Origin of the sequence: Duganella aceris, assembly GCF_011090165.1 — a bacterium.
GTDB lineage: Bacteria > Pseudomonadota > Gammaproteobacteria > Burkholderiales > Burkholderiaceae_D > Rugamonas > Rugamonas aceris.
This window is the reverse complement of sequence record NZ_JAADJT010000001.1, coordinates 265,827-281,989: the sequence shown is the minus strand read 5'-3', so window position 1 is coordinate 281,989 and position 16,163 is coordinate 265,827. Positions and strand designations below refer to the sequence as shown.

The 16,163-nt window shown below is 65.1% G+C and carries 15 protein-coding genes; 11 read left to right on the top strand and 4 right to left on the bottom strand.

Annotated features, from left to right (window positions below; translation table 11 throughout):
- Nucleotides 1–43: 43 nt before the first annotated feature.
- The 4 genes from GW587_RS01210 (at nucleotide 44) to GW587_RS01195 (ending at nucleotide 2,411) form a co-directional block, all read left to right on the top strand.
- Nucleotides 44–568: an STY0301 family protein gene (locus GW587_RS01210; protein WP_166097592.1), complete on the top strand. Its 525-nt coding sequence runs from the start codon at nucleotides 44–46 to the stop codon at nucleotides 566–568.
- Between the two features lie 44 nt (nucleotides 569–612).
- A complete protein-coding gene (locus tag GW587_RS01205; protein ID WP_166097591.1) occupies nucleotides 613–840 on the top strand; it encodes an AbrB/MazE/SpoVT family DNA-binding domain-containing protein in 228 nt (75 codons plus the stop codon).
- Nucleotides 837–1,223: a type II toxin-antitoxin system death-on-curing family toxin gene (locus GW587_RS01200; protein ID WP_166097588.1), complete on the top strand. Its 387-nt coding sequence runs from the start codon at nucleotides 837–839 to the stop codon at nucleotides 1,221–1,223. The genes GW587_RS01205 and GW587_RS01200 overlap by 4 nt, the downstream gene beginning before the upstream one ends.
- 69 nt (nucleotides 1,224–1,292) lie before the next feature.
- On the top strand, nucleotides 1,293–2,411 hold the full coding sequence (locus GW587_RS01195) for a catalase family protein (RefSeq protein ID WP_166097585.1): 1,119 nt from the start codon (nucleotides 1,293–1,295) through the stop codon (nucleotides 2,409–2,411).
- A 9-nt stretch (nucleotides 2,412–2,420) separates the two neighbouring features.
- On the opposite strand, the gene GW587_RS01190 is transcribed toward GW587_RS01195, so the two are convergent.
- Nucleotides 2,421–5,396 carry a TonB-dependent receptor gene (locus tag GW587_RS01190; RefSeq protein ID WP_166097583.1) on the bottom strand — a complete coding sequence of 992 codons (2,976 nt, stop codon included), beginning with the start codon at nucleotides 5,394–5,396 and terminating at the stop codon, nucleotides 2,421–2,423.
- Between the two features lie 157 nt (nucleotides 5,397–5,553).
- Complete coding sequence (locus GW587_RS01185) at nucleotides 5,554–6,315, bottom strand: substrate-binding periplasmic protein (RefSeq protein WP_166097581.1); 762 nt, start codon at nucleotides 6,313–6,315, stop codon at nucleotides 5,554–5,556.
- 145 nt (nucleotides 6,316–6,460) lie between these two features.
- Here GW587_RS01185 and GW587_RS01180 point away from each other — a divergent pair, with 145 nt between their 5' ends.
- Both GW587_RS01180 and pnuC read left to right on the top strand, forming a co-directional pair.
- Nucleotides 6,461–8,458, top strand: a complete 1,998-nt coding sequence (locus GW587_RS01180; RefSeq protein ID WP_166097579.1) for a hybrid sensor histidine kinase/response regulator — start codon at nucleotides 6,461–6,463, stop codon at nucleotides 8,456–8,458.
- 31 nt (nucleotides 8,459–8,489) lie between these two features.
- Nucleotides 8,490–9,059, top strand: coding sequence for a nicotinamide riboside transporter PnuC (pnuC, locus tag GW587_RS01175; protein WP_166097576.1), 570 nt, complete (start codon nucleotides 8,490–8,492; stop codon nucleotides 9,057–9,059).
- Here the strand turns inward: pnuC and GW587_RS01170 are convergent.
- Nucleotides 9,056–9,847 (bottom strand): response regulator transcription factor, encoded by a 792-nt coding sequence (locus GW587_RS01170; protein WP_166097573.1) that lies wholly within the window; start codon nucleotides 9,845–9,847, stop codon nucleotides 9,056–9,058. The genes pnuC and GW587_RS01170 overlap by 4 nt on opposite strands.
- Nucleotides 9,848–10,054: 207 nt before the next feature.
- Between GW587_RS01170 and GW587_RS01165 the strand changes: the two genes are divergently transcribed.
- Genes GW587_RS01165 through GW587_RS01155 form a run of 3 tightly spaced genes read left to right on the top strand, consistent with a single transcriptional unit; the run spans nucleotide 10,055 to nucleotide 14,136 of the window.
- Complete coding sequence (locus GW587_RS01165) at nucleotides 10,055–10,804, top strand: fimbrial biogenesis chaperone (protein ID WP_229259247.1); 750 nt, start codon at nucleotides 10,055–10,057, stop codon at nucleotides 10,802–10,804.
- Between the two features lie 6 nt (nucleotides 10,805–10,810).
- The gene (locus GW587_RS01160; RefSeq protein WP_166097571.1) at nucleotides 10,811–13,114 is read left to right on the top strand and encodes a fimbria/pilus outer membrane usher protein; all 2,304 of its coding nucleotides are present in this window, start codon (nucleotides 10,811–10,813) and stop codon (nucleotides 13,112–13,114) included.
- Nucleotides 13,111–14,136, top strand: coding sequence for a Csu type fimbrial protein (locus tag GW587_RS01155; RefSeq protein ID WP_166097569.1), 1,026 nt, complete (start codon nucleotides 13,111–13,113; stop codon nucleotides 14,134–14,136). Before GW587_RS01160 ends, GW587_RS01155 begins: the two co-directional genes overlap by 4 nt.
- Nucleotides 14,137–14,190: 54 nt before the next feature.
- On the opposite strand, the gene GW587_RS01150 is transcribed toward GW587_RS01155, so the two are convergent.
- Nucleotides 14,191–14,481, bottom strand: coding sequence for a hypothetical protein (locus GW587_RS01150; protein WP_166097566.1), 291 nt, complete (start codon nucleotides 14,479–14,481; stop codon nucleotides 14,191–14,193).
- A gap of 463 nt (nucleotides 14,482–14,944) precedes the next feature.
- On the opposite strand from GW587_RS01150, the gene GW587_RS01145 reads away from it, so the two are divergent.
- Complete coding sequence (locus GW587_RS01145; RefSeq protein WP_166097563.1) at nucleotides 14,945–15,439, top strand: winged helix-turn-helix transcriptional regulator; 495 nt, start codon at nucleotides 14,945–14,947, stop codon at nucleotides 15,437–15,439.
- 101 nt (nucleotides 15,440–15,540) lie between these two features.
- Nucleotides 15,541–16,047 carry a DUF4142 domain-containing protein gene (locus GW587_RS01140; protein WP_166097559.1) on the top strand — a complete coding sequence of 169 codons (507 nt, stop codon included), beginning with the start codon at nucleotides 15,541–15,543 and terminating at the stop codon, nucleotides 16,045–16,047.
- The last annotated feature ends 116 nt before the right edge of the window (nucleotides 16,048–16,163 follow it).

The following is a 16,163-nucleotide window of genomic DNA, read 5'->3' as shown; positions in this document are numbered from 1 at the left end:
ATGTGCCTTCAATTCGTCCGCCATGCGGGAGGGGAGGAAGGCTATGGAGAATCGGTGGTGTAATTTGGCGGTGGCGTTTCTGATGCCGCTCGTCTTCGTATCGCAGGGGCATTCGGCGATGCTTGATCGTGCCCATATCGTCGAATATCAGGTCGCCTGTCCCGATCTGTTCGACGCGCGAAGAATTCGCTTCGACGCGATCGCCCAAGGCTGGACGCCCTTCGCGCCCTCGTCGTTGATGGTAACCGCCGGCGCCATCATCTACGGTGCGCCGGTGACCAGGGCTGGGGTGGAGCCTTCGGCGGCTTCGGACGGCAGGTATGAAACGATGGCTACCTGGCAAATGCGTCAAGTTCCCGGTTTGCAGAAATGGCTCAACTGCGGCTATGGCGCCGCCAACGAGTTGACGCTGTCCAAAATTATTCCCCAGGATGTTTTCGTTTGCACCGTCATCACCTCCAAAGACCTTCAAGCAAAGGTGACCGGCGTGGTGGCGCGCTGCCTGCGCGAGCTTAAAACGCCACCGCCGCAACCGTTTAAGAGGGCGACCCAACCACCTCGTCATTGACACGCTAGTCCCTCCCTATATAATAAAAATTATATGGAGGTATCATGTTGACATTCAAAGTGACTACTGTCGGGGCGTCGGAAGGCTTGATCTTGAACAAAGAGGCCAAACGTATCCTGAATGTGCAAAAGGGCGATATCTTGTATTTGACTGAAGCGCCCGATGGGGCGATGCGGATCACGCCCTATAATCCCGAGTTCGCACGTCAGATGGAGATGGCAGAATCCATCATGCACGACGACCGCGAGATCCTTCGCGCTTTGGCTAAATGACGTGGAACTGGGTTCAACCGGCCACCGTCTACGCTGTCCACGATAAACAATTGGCGATCCATGGCGGTTTGTCCGGTGTGCGCGATCTGAACGCGGTGGAGGCGGCCCTCAACCAGGCGCCAAACCTTGCTGCCTACGGCAACCCGCCTCCCGATGCGGCCGATCTGGCCGCAGCGTATATCTACGGCTTGGCCACCAGTCATGGGTTCAGCGACGGCAATAAGCGCACCGCTTGGATTGTCGGACGCTTATTCCTGGCGATCAATGGCGTCAAGCTCCAATTCGCCGACATTGACGCCGTCAACTTCATGCTCGCGGTTGCGGCTGGCGCCAAGAACGAAGTGGAAACGGCCGCCTGGATCAGGCAGCGCATATTGCCGTAGGTGCGCGCCGCCACAGACGCGCGGCGCGGCTTGGGCCAACATGGAGGATCAACTCTTACAGGATCCCCCATGGACTTTCCGACCCGTCATCTGACCCAGCCCCTGCCTTACGACCCTTCGTATGAAATTCCGGAGGAGGGCGAGGCCGAAACCATCGCCGGTCTGACCGAGACCATGCGCGGCATCGCCGATACCGTCGACAAGGACAGCGGCCACGCCCCGCGCGGCGTGCACGCCAAGAGCCACGGCCTGCTGCGCGGCACCCTGCGCGTGCTGCCCAACCTGCCGCCGGATTTCGCCCAGGGCCTGTTCGCCACCATCGACGGCGAGTGGCCGGTGGTGATGCGGCTGTCGACCACGCCCGGCGATCTGCTGGACGACAAGGTCTCGACCCCGCGCGGCATGGCGATCAAGCTGATCGGCGTGCCCGGCGAGCGCTTGCCCGACGGCGCCGGCGACGTCACCCAGGATTTCGTGATGGTCAACGGCCCGGCCTTCCTGGTGCCGACGGCGAAACAATTCCTCGGCAACGCCAAGCTGTTGGCCGCCACCACCGACAAGGCGCCCGGCCTGAAGAAAGCGCTGTCGGCGGCCCTGCGCGGCGCGGAAAAGGCGCTGGAGGCGGTCGGCGGCGAGAGCGGCGCGCTCAAGGGACTCGGCGGCCAGCCGCTGACCCACATCCTCGGCGAAACCTTCTTCACCCAGGTGCCGCTGCTGTACGGCCGCCACATGGCCAAGCTGTCGCTGGCGCCGGTGTCGCCGGAGCTGGTGGCGCTGAAGGACCAGGAAGTCGACCTGGACCACAAACCCAACGGCCTGCGCGGCGCGGTGGTCGATTTCATGACCGAACACAGCGCCGAGTGGGAACTTCGGGTGCAGCTGTGCACCGATCTGGAGAAGATGCCGATCGAGGACGCCTCGGTCGAATGGCCGCAGGAGGACAGTCCGTTCATCGCCGTGGCGCGCATCCGCGCCGAGCCGCAGGCGGGGTGGACCCACAGCCTGTCGCTGCTGGTGGACGACGGCATGCAATTCAATCCGTGGCATTGCATCGCCGCGCACCGCCCGATCGGCTCGATCATGCGGGTGCGCCGCGCCGTGTATGCGGCCTCGGCCCGCTTCCGCGCCGAACGCAACGGCACGCCGCTGGCCGAGCCGCACAACCTCGACCAGTGGCGCGAGCATTAATCGTCGCGATTAATACTTGTAGTTCAACCCCAGCACAAAGGACCGGCCCGAGTGCACGTACAGCAGCGTGTCGTTGCGCTGGCTGTCGCGGCCGTAGCGCAGCGGCGTGTCGTTCAGGTTCTGGCCTTCGAAGCTGACCCGCAGCTGCGGCGTGATGTTGTACGACATGCTGAAGTCGACATTGGTCGAGCCGTCGACCGTGGTGAAGTCATGCCCCTGCACGTCGCCCAGCACCGCCAGCAGATACGACGAGCGGTGCGCCGCCGAGACCCGTGCGCTGAACTTGTTGTCCTCGTAGAACAAGGTCAGGTTGTGCGCGTTCGGCGACAGGCCGGTGAAGTTGGCTTGCTGCGTCAGCTTCTCGTTGGCGGCCGTGTTCGGATTGTCGACCCGGGTGATGTAGGTGATCTTCGAATCCACATGCGTGTAGTTGGCCAGCAAGCCGAAGTTGCTCCAGATGCCGGGCAGGAAGCTGAACGGCGCTTGCAGGTTCAGCTCGTAGCCGGTCAGCGGACCGCCCGGCGTGTTGACCTTGCGGTTGACCACCACGGTGGTGTTCGGCAGGGTCGGGCAGGCCGGCGTGCCGCCGGTGATGCTGCAGCCGCCGCCGATCAGGATCGAATCCGGCAAGCCCAGCGACGAGAACACCGCGCGCTCCGACACGCCCTGGATGAAGGTGCCGATCTCCTTGTGGAATACGCCGGCCGAGACCATCGCGTTCTTGGCGTAGTACCACTCGGCCTGCAGGTCGTAGGTCTTGGCGCGGATCGGCGCCAGCATCGGGTTGCCGATGCTCACCGTCTGGCTTTGCGACGACAGCGTGGTCGACGGCGCCAGGTCGGTGTACTCCGGCCGCGCCACGGTCTTGCCGGCCGAGAAGCGCAGCATCACGTCGTGCGGCAAGGTGGCCGAAACGTTCAGCGCCGGCAGGAAGTCGCGGTAGCTGTTGGTGATCGTGGCCGGTTGCAGCACGCCGTTGGCGTTGACCAGCGCGAACGAGGTGACGTCGGTGTGCGCCTCGCGCGCGCCGACATTGCCGCGCAGCGGAATCGACCACAGGTCGTACTTGAAGTCCGCCATCAGGAACAGCGCCTTGATCGATTCGTCGACGCCGCGGTTGACCTGGCCCAGCAGGTCGTAGCTGGAGCCCGGCACCTTCGAGCAATGGCATTCGATGTCGTACACGGCGCGGAATTTATCCAGGTCCACCGCCGTCCACGAGGTCGGCACGCCGCTGCCGCCCAGACCGCGCCCGAAGTCGCTGATCTGGCGCGTCAGGCTGGCCAGCGAGACGCCGCTCGGCAAGGCCAGGCCGTTGCCGCCCGATGCGATCTCGACGTTGCTCCAGGTGTTGTCGCGCTTGGAGAAGCCGCCGCGCAAGGTCAGGTTGTCATTGAGCTCGAAGCTGGTGTTGATCTCGTTGGTCTTCAGCGTGTTGCGGGTGTGCAGGTAGCGGCCGACGAACTGGCCGTGGAAGGTGCCGTCCGCCTCCTGCGGCGCGAAGCTGAAGTTGTTCGGATTGGCGACGTCGATGCCGAAGTTCAGCGTCGGCACATTACGGTTGTTGCGGAAGTCGTAGGAGAAGCCGTTGACGTTCGGCGAGTCGAACTGCACGGTGGCGCGCATCGGTTCGTCCAGGTCCGACTTGGATTGTCCGCTGAGGAAGTCGACGCGCCAGCGGTCGGTCAGGTCGCGGTGGCCGGACAGCACGTATTGCTTGAACAGCGTCGAGTATTTGTCGAGCAAGCCCTCGGTGCGGATGTCGACCGCGTTGAACTTGCCGTAGTCCCAGCTGCCGTTCTGGTTGAAGTTGGTCTCCAGGATCGAGGTCTGCGGTTTGCCGTTGGACTGGCCCAGGCTGCGCCCGAACGAGATCGCCGAGATGTAGTTGTCGTAGCGGCTGTTGTTGAACTTGCCGCCGAGCAGATCGAGGTTGAGCGCGCTGTCGCGGTCGTTCTTCCATTGGATCGAGCCGGTCAGGCCGGTGCGCTCGTATTGCGTCAGCGAGCGGCGATAGCGCGGGATGCGCGGCGCGAACGCGCCCGAGCCGGGCAGCGGATTGGCCACCGTGCCGCCGTAGTTGTCGGTGCGCGAGAAGACGCTGTTGTAGGCGTCGGTGTTGGAGGTGCGCGGCACGCCGAAGCCGCAGTTGGCGGCGTCGATGCCCTTGACCGGCGTGTTGACCGGATTCTGCGGCGCATAGCCGAGCGGCGAGCAGAAGCCGCCGTCGTTGCTGGCGCTGAGCAGCTCGACCGCCTCGTAGCCTTCCTCCTGCGCGGTGCGTTTCGAATACGCGGCCGAGAACAACGCGCCGAACTGGCCGACCGGGGTTTTCCAGCGGTCCGAATACAGCGCGGTCACGCGCGGTTCGGTCTTGCGCGACAGCGAATTGTTCAGCGCCTGGCCGCCGAGGCTGAAGGTGCGGTCCTTGAAGTCGAACGGGCGCGCGGTGCGCAGGTCGACGGTGGCGCCGAGCGAGCCTTCCTCGACCGCCGCCTCGGACGTCTTGCGCACCTCCAGGCTGTTGAACAGTTCCGACGCGAACACGCTGAAGTCGAAGCCGCGGCCGCGGTTGGTGCTGCCGTTGATGTCGGAGGCGCCGGTGGCGGTGACGCCTTCGATGCCGTTGATGCGCACGCGGGTGAAGCCGGCGTTCAGGCCGCGCACGGTGATCTGCTTGCCTTCGCCGCCGTCGCCGCGCGTCAGCGACACGCCCGGCACGCGTTGCAGCGATTCGGCCAGGTTGGCGTCGGGGAACTTGGCGATGTCCTCGGCCTTGATCACGTCGACGATGCCGTCGCTGCTGCGCTTGATGTTGAGCGCGCTGTTGAGGCTGGCGCGGAAGCCGGGCACGAACACCACCACGCTGTCGTCGGCGGCCGGTGCTGCGGGCTGGTCCTGGGCTTGGGCGCTGATCGCGGCCAGCACGCCGAGGATGGCGAGCACGGACGGCTTGAGCGGACTACGCTGCTTGTGGTTTTTCATACTGATCCTTTATAGTTTTTACGCACTGATTGGACGTCTCTCCCCATGGGGAAAGCCGATCATAAGCGCGTTCAACGCAGGAAAAACCGGGGCGTGGGAAACAGTCAGCGAGTTGATTTATTGGCAGTGTGGAGGCACCGCCGGCGTTGCGGAGTTACTACAGTTCGTCGTAGCGGCGGCGGATCTGGCTCAGTGCGCCCTGGCGCTCCAGCCGGCCGATGGCGGCGTCGATGCGGTCCAGGTCGGCCTGGCTGGTGCTGCGTTTGTTGAGCATCAGGTGCACCGGCGCGTGCAGCACCAGCGCCAGCGGCAGCGCGCTGATGGCGACGCCTTGCCGCCGCGCTTCGTGGCGTAGCGCGGCGCGGTCGCCGATGATCAGGTCGGCGCGGCCGGCGTCCAGCATGCGCAAGCCCTGCTGGAAACTGCTGAAGGTGCTGAGTTGGCCGCGCGCCGCCAGCGTCGGCTGCAGCCGCGCATAGCCGGCGCCGTACCAGCCGACCTTGGGCGCCAGCAGCGGCAGCTTGCGCTTGAGCAGCGCGTCCAGGCTGGTGATGGCCTGGTAGCGCGGCAGCAGGCTGGTGCGGGTGAACAGGCCGACCGACTCGTGGCGGTAGGGGATGCTGAAGCGGGCGTAGGCTCGTCGTTCCGGCGTGGTCGAGGCGGCCAACAGCAGGTCGATGCCGCCCTGTTCGAACAGCACCTGGCGGCGCGAGGGCGGCAACTCCGGCAGCAGCCGCAGCGTGCAGCCGGCTTCCTTGACGATGGCTTGCGCCAGCTCCATGTCCAGCCCCGACGGCGCGCCACCCGCCTGACGGAAAATATACGGTGGCCACTGGTCCATCGCCATGCGCAACTCGCAGCCCCGCGCCTGGACCGCCACCATCAACACGATGGCGGTGAAAACATGACGCGCTTGCATGGCGAAATCCCTCATTGATCTATGGCTACAATTTGCCAGATAGGACGGGATTGTCAAGCACGTGCGCACGGTGAGCAAGTAGCACTATTGTGCGCCGCGATACGCTACAGTTGCTACTATTTGCGTTTCTGGTCCTGGAATCGTCATGCCGCCTTCTTCGCTCACATCGCTTGCCTATCCCACCGCGCGCGAGGACGCCTTGCGCTTCATCGGCTGCGGCACGCCGATGCGCGAGCTGGTGCGGGCGTTCCGCTGGGAGCGCACGCCGCTGGGCGCCATCGCCGACTGGCCGGTGGCGCTGCGCACCGCGGTCGGCCTGGTGCTGCATTCGGCGCATCCGATGTTCCTGTGGTGGGGCGAGCAGCTGACGCAGATCTACAACGACGCCTACGTGCCGTGCTTCGGCGTCGGCAAGCATCCGGCCTCGCTGGGGCAGGACGGGCGCGAATGCTGGCCGGAGATCTGGTCCATCATCGGCCCGCAGATCGAGGACGTGCGCAACGGCGGCGAACCGCGCTGGTATGCCGACAACCTGGTGCCGATCCGGCGCAACGGCCGCATCGAGGACGTCTACTGGAGCTACACCTATACCCCGGTGTTCGACGAGGACGACCGGGTCGGCGGGGTGCTGGTGGTGTGCACCGAGACCACGGCCCAGGTGCTGGCCGAGCGCCGCCGCCGCACGCTGGACCTGCTGGCGCGCCGGCTGCCCGGCTGCCGAAGCGAACAGGATGTGCGCGACAGCGTGGCCCAGTCGACGCGCGACAATCCGGCCGACCTGCCGCGGGTGCGGCTGTTGCGCGGCGCGCAGGCGGCCGATGCCGATGCCGATGCCGGCGCCGACAGCGTGCTGATCCGCGGCGCCGAGCTGCATCTGTGCGCCGATCTGACGCTGGCCTTCCAGGTGTCGCCGCAGTTGCCGCTCGACCAGTCCTACCGCGCCTTCCTGGAACAGTTCACGGCCGCCGTGTGCGCCACGCTGAGCCGGCTCGAAAGCGACCGCGCGCTGGCCGAGGCGATGGCCGAGAGCGAACGGCTGAACCTCGACCTGAACCTGTCGTCGCGCACCAAGGATGAATTCCTCGCCATGCTGGGCCACGAGCTGCGCAATCCGCTGGCGCCGATCGTCACCGCGCTCAAGCTGATGAAGCTGCGCGGCGACGGCGGCGACACCGCGCACGAGCAGGCGGTGATCCAGCGCCAGGTCGACCACCTGGTGCGGCTGGTGGACGATCTGCTGGACGTGTCGCGCATCGCCAGCGGCAAGGTCGAGCTGCGCAAGGAAACCGTGGCGCTGGCCGAGGTGATGGACAAGGCGATCGAGATGGCCAGCCCGCTGCTGGAGCAAAAGCGGCACCGCCTGCTGGTCGACGTGGCGGACGTGCGCTGGCACGGCGATCCGGCGCGCCTGGCGCAGGTGGTGTCCAACCTGCTGAGCAACGCGGCGCGCTACACGCCGGCCGGCGGCCATGTTACGCTGGCCACCCGCGTCACCGGCGACGCGCTGCGGATCCAGGTCACCGACGACGGCAACGGCATTGCGCCGGCGCTGCTGCCGCATATCTTCGACCTGTTCGTGCAGGGCGACCGCCAGCTGGACCGCGCCAAGGGCGGGCTCGGCATCGGGCTGGCGCTGGTGCGCAACCTGGTGCGGATGCACGGCGGCGAGGCCAGCGCCTACAGCGCCGGCGAAGGACGCGGCAGCACCTTCACCATCACGTTGCCGGACGTGGTGCCGGCGCCGACGGCGGCCACGGCGCAGCCGCCGTCGGCCGTGCCGCTGGCGGCGGGCGAGGTCCGGGTGCTGGTGGTCGACGACAACCAGGACGCCGCCGATTCGCTCAGCGAACTGCTGGGTGCGCTGGGCTACCAGGCCACGGTGGCCTACGATCCGGCGCAGGCGATCGCGCTGGCCTCGGGCGCGATGCCGGAGGTGGCCATTCTCGACATCGGCCTGCCGGGCATGGACGGCTTCGAGCTGGCCGGGGTGCTGCGCACGCTGCCCGGCGGCGCCGCGCTGAAGCTGCTGGCGCTGTCCGGCTACGGCCAGGAGAACGACAAGTCGCGCAGCCGCGAGGCCGGCTTCGCCGCCCACCTGGTCAAGCCGATCAATATCGCCGAGCTGCAGCTTTCCTTGGCATAATAGGAGCTCCAATCACCGCAAGGATGCCGTCTTGACTTCAGCCCTGGAAATCGCCGCCAACGCCGTCATGGCCGTTTCCATCGTTCTCGCCGGGCGCAACAGTCTGCATTCGTGGTGGCTGGGCATCATCGGCTGCGCCATGTTCGGCGCGCTGTTCTACAGCGTCAACCTGTACGCCGACGTCGCGCTGCAACTGTTCTTCATCATCACCTGCATCATCGGCTGGCTGCAATGGCGCCGTGGCGCCGGCGGCGCGCCGCTGCCGATCGCGCGCGCGCGCTTCGGCGCGCTGGCGTGGATGGTCGGCATCGGCGCGCTCGCCACCGCCGGCTATGGCTTGATGTTGCAGGCCTACACCAACGCCTACGCGCCGTTCATCGATTCGGGCGTGCTGATGTTCAGTGTGGTCGCGCAATTGCTGCTGATGGGGCGGCGGGTCGACACCTGGCCGTTCTGGCTGCTGGTCAACAGCATCTCGGTGCCGCTGTACGCCAGCCGCGGCCTGCACCTGACCGCCGTGCTGTATGCCGGCTACTGGGTCAACGCGCTGCTGTCGTGGTTTTTCTGGCGCCGCCAGATGCGGGCCCAGCCGGCCGTCTAGCCGGGACTGATCTTTTTGTGCTGGATGCCCTGGCGGTAGGCGCTGGGCGTGACGCCCATGCGCTCGCGGAAGGCGGTGGCGAAGTTGCCGGCGTTGTTGAAGCCGATCAGCAGCGCGATGTCCTGCACGTCGATATCGGTTTCCTTGAGTAATTCTTCGCCGCGCCGGATGCGCTCCTCGCGCACATAGCCGAACACCGTCATGCCAGTCTGTTCGCGGAACACCTGCGACAGTTTTTCCCGGTAGGTGCCGACGCTGCGGGCGATCTCCGCCAGCCCGGGCAGCGAGGCCAGGTTGTCCGCCACCAGCCGCTTGACGGCGCTGACGATGACCGCGTCCGGATCGTTGTCCGCTTCCGGCGGCGGCGCGGCGGCGTCGGCCTGCGGCTGCTGGCGCCGCGTCAAATTCAGATGCACCTGGATGCGCGCCGCCAGTTCGCCCGGCGAGAACGGCTTGGAGACATAGTCGACGCCGCCGATCGACAGGCCCATGATGCGCTCCTCGTCGGCGTCGGCGCCGCTGAGGAAGATCACTGGAATGTCTTGCGTGGCGGGGTTGGCCTTGAGCAGGCGGCAGGCGGTGTAGCCGTCCATATTCGGCATGCGCACGTCGAGCAGGATCAGGTCGGGATGCTGGGCCAGGGCCAGCTGGTAGCCCTGCAGGCCGTTGAAGGCGACCGATACCTTATAGGGCAGTTCGCTCAACAGATCCACCAGCACGCGCTGCTCGAACGCGGAATCGTCCACGATCAAAATCTTACGCTGGTTGCGGTCCAGGGTGGTCGGCATGGCTCGGCCCTTGAAACATGGTTGATAAAGTTTTATCACGCCCTGTTGCGTATTATGCCTATCTTTCAAATTTTTTTGATAGTTTTCTACTCGTAACGAACTTCTGTCGCTTGTAGCAAAAGCAAGGATTTTTTAGATCAGGAATAATGACTCGACTGTTGAGTGGGAGCAATGTTAAGAACATCCCGATGTTTTCCTGGAGGTTGAATGGCTGGCATACAAGCGCGCAAACCGGGCCTCGCCCTGCACTGGATCGTCGCTTGCATGCTGGCGTTGCCGGCGCTTCAGGCCTGGGCGGCCAACCTGCAGATCTCGCCGGTCATGATCAATCTGCGCCCGGGGCAGGGCGCCACCGGCATCAACCTGCAAAACCTGGGCGAGGCGCCGGTTTACGGCCAGGTCCGCGTCTACCTGTGGGAACAAAAGGATGGCGACGACGTGCTGACGCCGACCCAGGACGTGGTGGCCAGCCCGCCGATCATCCAGATCGGCGCCAAGAGCAGCCAGATCATTCGCCTGGTCCGGCGCAGCGAGCAATTGCCCGGCGCCGAACTGTGCTACCGCATCCTGATCGACGAGATCCCCAAGGACGAGAACGGCCCCGCCACCGGCGTCGATATCCGCCTGCGCTATTCGGTGCCGATGTTCGTGCTGCCGGCCGACGATCGCGGTGTGCCGGCGCTGGTCTGGGCGGTCGGCAAAAAAGACGGCCATTGGATGTTGCGAGTCCGCAACAGCGGTAACCAGCGGGCGCAGATCGGGGCGTTGGAATTAAGCAACGCCGCCGGCAAGCAGTTCGTCATCGCGTCGGGATTGTTCGGCTATGTGCTGGCCGGCCGGGTGCGCGAGTGGCGCCTGCCGACGCCGGACGAGTCGGATCTGAACGGGGTGCTGGCGGTGAAAGCCAACATCAATTCGCGCCCGGCGAGCGCCAGCACCGTGGCCAAGGTGGAATAGACCGGGATGTGGAGCCGGTTGATTTACCTGACGTTGTTGACATGGGTCGCCATGGCGGTCGCCCACGGGCAAACGCCGGTGGTGGCGCCGCCGCAGGACGAAGAGCTTTTTCTGGAGGTAACCTTGAACGGCGAAGCGACAGGCCTGATACTGAGGTTTACCCAAGGTAAGACCTCGGGTTTGCGCAGCAGCGTGCAGAACCTGCGCGATCTGGAACTGGACCCGAAGCTGTTCGGCGTCGAGGGCCGGGACGAGTTCGACCTCGACCAGGTCAAGGGCCTGGTGTATTCCTACGACGCGGCGCGGCAGAGCATCGCGCTGCGGCTGGCCGACGCGCTGCGCGCGCCGGTGGCCTTGTCCGGGCGCGCGGTGCGCCAGACCCGGCCGGCGGTGGTCACCCCCGGCGCGGTCGTCAACTACGACGCCTTCACCCGCTTCGGCAGGGACGCCAGCACCTCGGTGGCCAACGAAATACGCTACTTCAACGCCGGCGGCGTGCTCACCAGCACCGGCGTGTTCAATTACAGCAGCCAGCGCAAGGAATACATCCGCTTCGACACCGCCTGGGTGCACTCCGATCCCGACACGCTGGAAACCTGGCAGGTCGGCGATCTGATTTCGTCCTCGCTGACCTGGACCCGTTCGCTGCGCATGGGCGGCGTGCAATGGCGCAAGAGCTTCGACCTGCGGCCCGACCTGCTGACCTTCCCGGCCGCCACGCTGGCCGGTTCGGCGGTGGTGCCGAGCGCGGTCAGCCTGTACATCAACGGCGCGCGCCAGGTCGAGACGGCGGTGCCGTCCGGTCCCTTCGTCATCAACCAGGTGTCCGGCATCAACGGCGCCGGCCAGGCCACGCTGGTGACGCGCGACGCCGCCGGCCGCGCGGTCTCGACCACGGTGCCGCTGTACGTCGACACCCGCATGCTGGCCGAGGGCCTGGTCGATTATTCGGTCGAGCTGGGCGTGCTGCGCAAGGGCTACACCACCGATTCCTTCGGCTACCAGCGCACGCCGGCGGTCAGCGGCTCGCTGCGGCGCGGCATCACCGACAACCTGACCCTGGAGACGCACGGCGAGGCCGGCAACGGCGTGGCCAACGGCGGCGTCGGCGCGCTGCTGCGGATGGGGCAGGTGGGTGTGGTCAGCGCCTCGGTGGCCGGCAGCGGCGGCCGGGGCCGGGGCGGACAGGCGACGCTCGGCTATCAATACCTGAGTCCGCGCTTCAGCATCGACCTGTCGTCGCAGCGCGCGACCCCGCGCTACAGCGACCTCGGCACGCGCGACAGCGGCGGCGGCACGCTGGCCAGCGACCGCATCAACTTCAACCTGTCGCTGTTCGGCGGCCAGGGCATCGGCCTGAGCATGGTCAATTTCCGCGCCCCGCTGGTGCCGCCGGCCCGCATCGCCGCGCTGTCGTATTCGGCCAGCCTGGGGCTGGGACTGTACCTGAGCGCCAGCGCCTTCCGCGATCTGCGCGACGACAATGCGCGCGGCGTGTTCTTCAGTCTCAGCGGCTCGTTCGGCGACCGCATTTCCGCCAACGCCAGCAGCAGCCGCCAGAACGGCGTGCGCAGCACCAGCCTGACCCTGCAGCGCTCGGCCGACTACGGCGGCGGCTTCGGCTGGGGCCTGCAATCGATGGACACCAACGGCACGCCGCTGCGCCAGGCGCAGGCCACTTATCTGGGCAACTACGGCCAGGTCACCGCGCTGACGGTGGAAAACGCCGGCACCCGCGCCACCTCGGTGGACGTGGCGGGCGCGCTGGTGCTGATGGACGGCGGGGTGCACGCGGCGCGCCAGGTCGGCGCCGGCTTCGCGCTGGTGTCGACCGACGGCGTCGGCGGCGTGCCGGTGCTGCAGGAAAACCGCGTCATCGGCAAGACCAGCAGCAGCGGTTACCTGCTGGTGCCCAACCTGAATCCCTACCTGGCCAACCAGGTCGCCATCGACACCTCGTCGCTGCCGCTCGACGCCCGCATCTCCAGCACCAGCCAGTCGGTGGTGCCGGCGCGGTTGTCGGGGGTGCTGGCGCGGTTCTCGGTGGAGCACTACGAGGCGGCCAGCGTGGTGCTGCACGGCGCCGACGGCAAGCCGCTGGCGGCCGGCATCGAAGTGCTGCACGAACAGAGCGGCGGCCTCACCGTGGTCGGCTTCGACGGAGTCACCTTCGTCGACCACCTGGCGCCGTTGAACCGCCTGCGGCTGAACGTCGGCGGCGTCGCCTGCATCGTCGAGTTCCCGTATGTGGCGGTCAAGGGCGACGCGATGCCGACCATCGGTCCATTTATTTGCAGGAGCGTGCAATGATCAACGCGATCTTTTCCCGCCTGGCGCGGCGCTGGATGCCGGCGCTGGGTTTGCTGCTGGCGCTGCTGTGCGGCCAGGCGCGCGCCGACAGCTGCACGGTGGCGCAGAGCGACATCGTGTTTCCCACCGTGAGCTCGATCTCCAGCACCGATGTCTATGCCAGCGCCAACTTCAAGGTCACCTGCACCTGGACCAGTTTCGTCGCCGGGCTGCTGTTCCCCAACGCCACCGTGTGCCTGTACCTGGGCGGCGGATCGAATTCATCGGCCACCGTCACCGCGCCGCGGCAGTTGGGCAACGGCAGCAAGGCGGTCAACTACAACCTCTACACCGACGCCAGCTATTCGGCGGCGAAGATCTGGGGCGGCTGGGCCGGCACCGGCACCCCGTCCAACCTGATCACCTTCAATCTGACCAAGACCGGCGGGGTCGGTTCGCTGGTGCAGGACGTCAACCTGTTCGGCAAGCTCAACGCGGACAGCACGCTGGCGGGGCTCGACGTCGGACCGGACAACCTGAGCTTCACGTCGAACTTCGGCGCCGGCAGCGTGCTGATGCGCTATATCTTCTTCCTGACCGGCCTGGGCGACTGCACGCTGGGGACCTCGGTGGCGATGCCGTTCCAGGTGCGCGCCAATGTCATTAACGACTGCAACATCAATGTCGGCAGCCTGGTCTTCCCCAACAGTAATCTGCTGAACAGCGCGGTGAGCACCACGTCCAGCATGAGCATCCAGTGCAGCAAGAACACCGCCTACAAGATCGCGTTCTCGGCGGGCGCCAACGGCACCATGACCGCGCGCAAGATGAAAAACACCGGCACCGCGGAGACGGTGTCCTACCAGATATCCAACACATTGAATGGGGCCAGCCTGGGCGACGGCACCGGCGGCACGGTGGCGCTGAGCGGCACCGGGGATGGCACGACCTACAACCAGACCGTGTACGGCCTGGTGCCGTCGCAGGCCACGCCGTCGCCGGGCGACTACAAGGACACGATTACGGCCACGGTGTCGTTCTGAGGGGGAGTGTGGGCGCGGCGGCGTGGCCGCGCGCGCGGTGCGGCGGGGTGGTGCTTAGAAGGTGATGGTCCAGTCCTGGGCGCCGGATTCAGGGCGGATCGCCATGGCGGTGTCGCTGGAGCTGGCGGCGGCCTTGTCGGCGCTGCGGGTCATTTGATACGGGGTGTTGAGCTGGCAGGCCACGGCCGGGGTCTTGGCGGCGGTGGTGGTGGTCGCCTGCACGGTGCAGGACTCTTTGACCACGAAGCTCACTTGCATCGAACCGGTCGCGACTTTACCAGCGGCGCTGGCGATCAAAGGCAGGCTGAACAGAACGAGGGCAATGGCTTTAACAGTATTTTTCATTTTTCACACACGTTTTTGAGGTGCGCAGCAATCAAGCGATGGCTACGGGGATCCAGAGACTTTTTATCAAATCCGGATTCCTGTGTGGTAGCCACCAGGTTCGCGAATTGATCTACAGGAAGAATTTTACCGTGGATCAACATTCTCGCGAATGTTCACATATTACACGGAAATTGGCCTGTGGAAATATAGTGATTTTTGGAGAGTTTTTAGTGTGGTTTTTTGGCCCTTTTTCGCGTCTGAAAATGGGGTCGAAAAAATGGGTTTTTCATAGGAGAAATGTCGCCGGTTCCGGCGCAAAAAAGGAGATGAAATTGACGCATGAATATACACACATTGTCACAGCGGTGACATCACCCACAAAAGTCACACATTCTTGCACCTAACATGCAAGTCACCCGGTTTGACGCAGTCCGTTTTCGCTGATTTTTGTTAGATAACCCTGGAATCAAGGAGTTCAAAAATGAAACATACCGATTTTGGCCGCATGCCTTGCCCCATCGCCCGCAGCCTTGGCAAAGTTGGCGAGTGGTGGAGTATCCTGATCCTGCGCGACGCTTTCTATGGCCTATCGCGCTTCGACGAGTTCGAAAAGAGCCTGAAGATCGCCCCTAATATGTTGACCCGCCGCCTGGCCGGGCTGGTCGAGGGCGGCCTGATGGAGCGGCGCCAGTACAGCGCCCGTCCACCGCGCTATGAATATCTGCTGACCAAGTCCGGGCGCGACTTCAAACCGGTGCTGCTGGCCTTCATCGCCTGGGGCAACGACCACCTGGCGCCCGAAGGCGCGAGCCTGCTGGTGGTGAGCCGCGAGACCGGCAAGCCGGCCGACCAGGTGCTGGTCGACGCCAACAGCGGCCTGGCCATCAACGACGAGGACTATATGTTCGCGCCGGGACCGGCCGCCACCGACGTCATGCGCACCCGCCTGATCGAGATCAGCAAGCACGCTTGCTGACAGGGAGCTTGACCGGACGCGCTATTGTCCAGCCGTAAGGTGCGTCCGGCTTCTGTCATCGTCCGTAGAATTTGCTTCCGCAACGATGACAGGAGATTCACATGAACAATAAGACACTGCGCGGCATCGCGCTGGCGCTGGCGCTGCTGGGCGCCACGGCGGCGCATGCCCAAGGCCTGAGCCGGGGCGACCAGAAGATCCTGCGCGCGCTGGCCCAGGCCAATATGGCGGAGGTGGCCGCCGGCCATATCGCGCTGAAGCGCTCCACCACGCAGGATGTGAAGGCCTTCGCCCAGCAGATGGTGGACGACCACACCAAAGGCTTGCAGGCGGTGCAGGAAGTGGCGCAAAGCAAGAATTTCACGTTGCCGACCGAGCCCGACGCCAAACACAAGAAAATGGCGGCCAGGCTCGACAAGCTGAGCGGCGCCGCCTTCGACAAGGTCTACCTGGCCAACGCCGGCGTCAGCGACCACAAGGCGGCGTATCAACAGGTGGTCGAGGCGCAGAAAAAAGCCGCCGATCCCGACGTCAAGGCGCTGGCCGCCAAGCTGCAGCCGACCATCGACCATCACCTGCAAAAAGTTCAGGTGATGGTTACCGACTAGGCATCATGATGATGTTTAATACATCAAATTAATTCCGTAGTGAAATAAATTCTCTTTACTTTCAGTCACTTAAAAGTCGGTTGTAATGCCGCCCGTAAACTGTGGAATAATGCTGT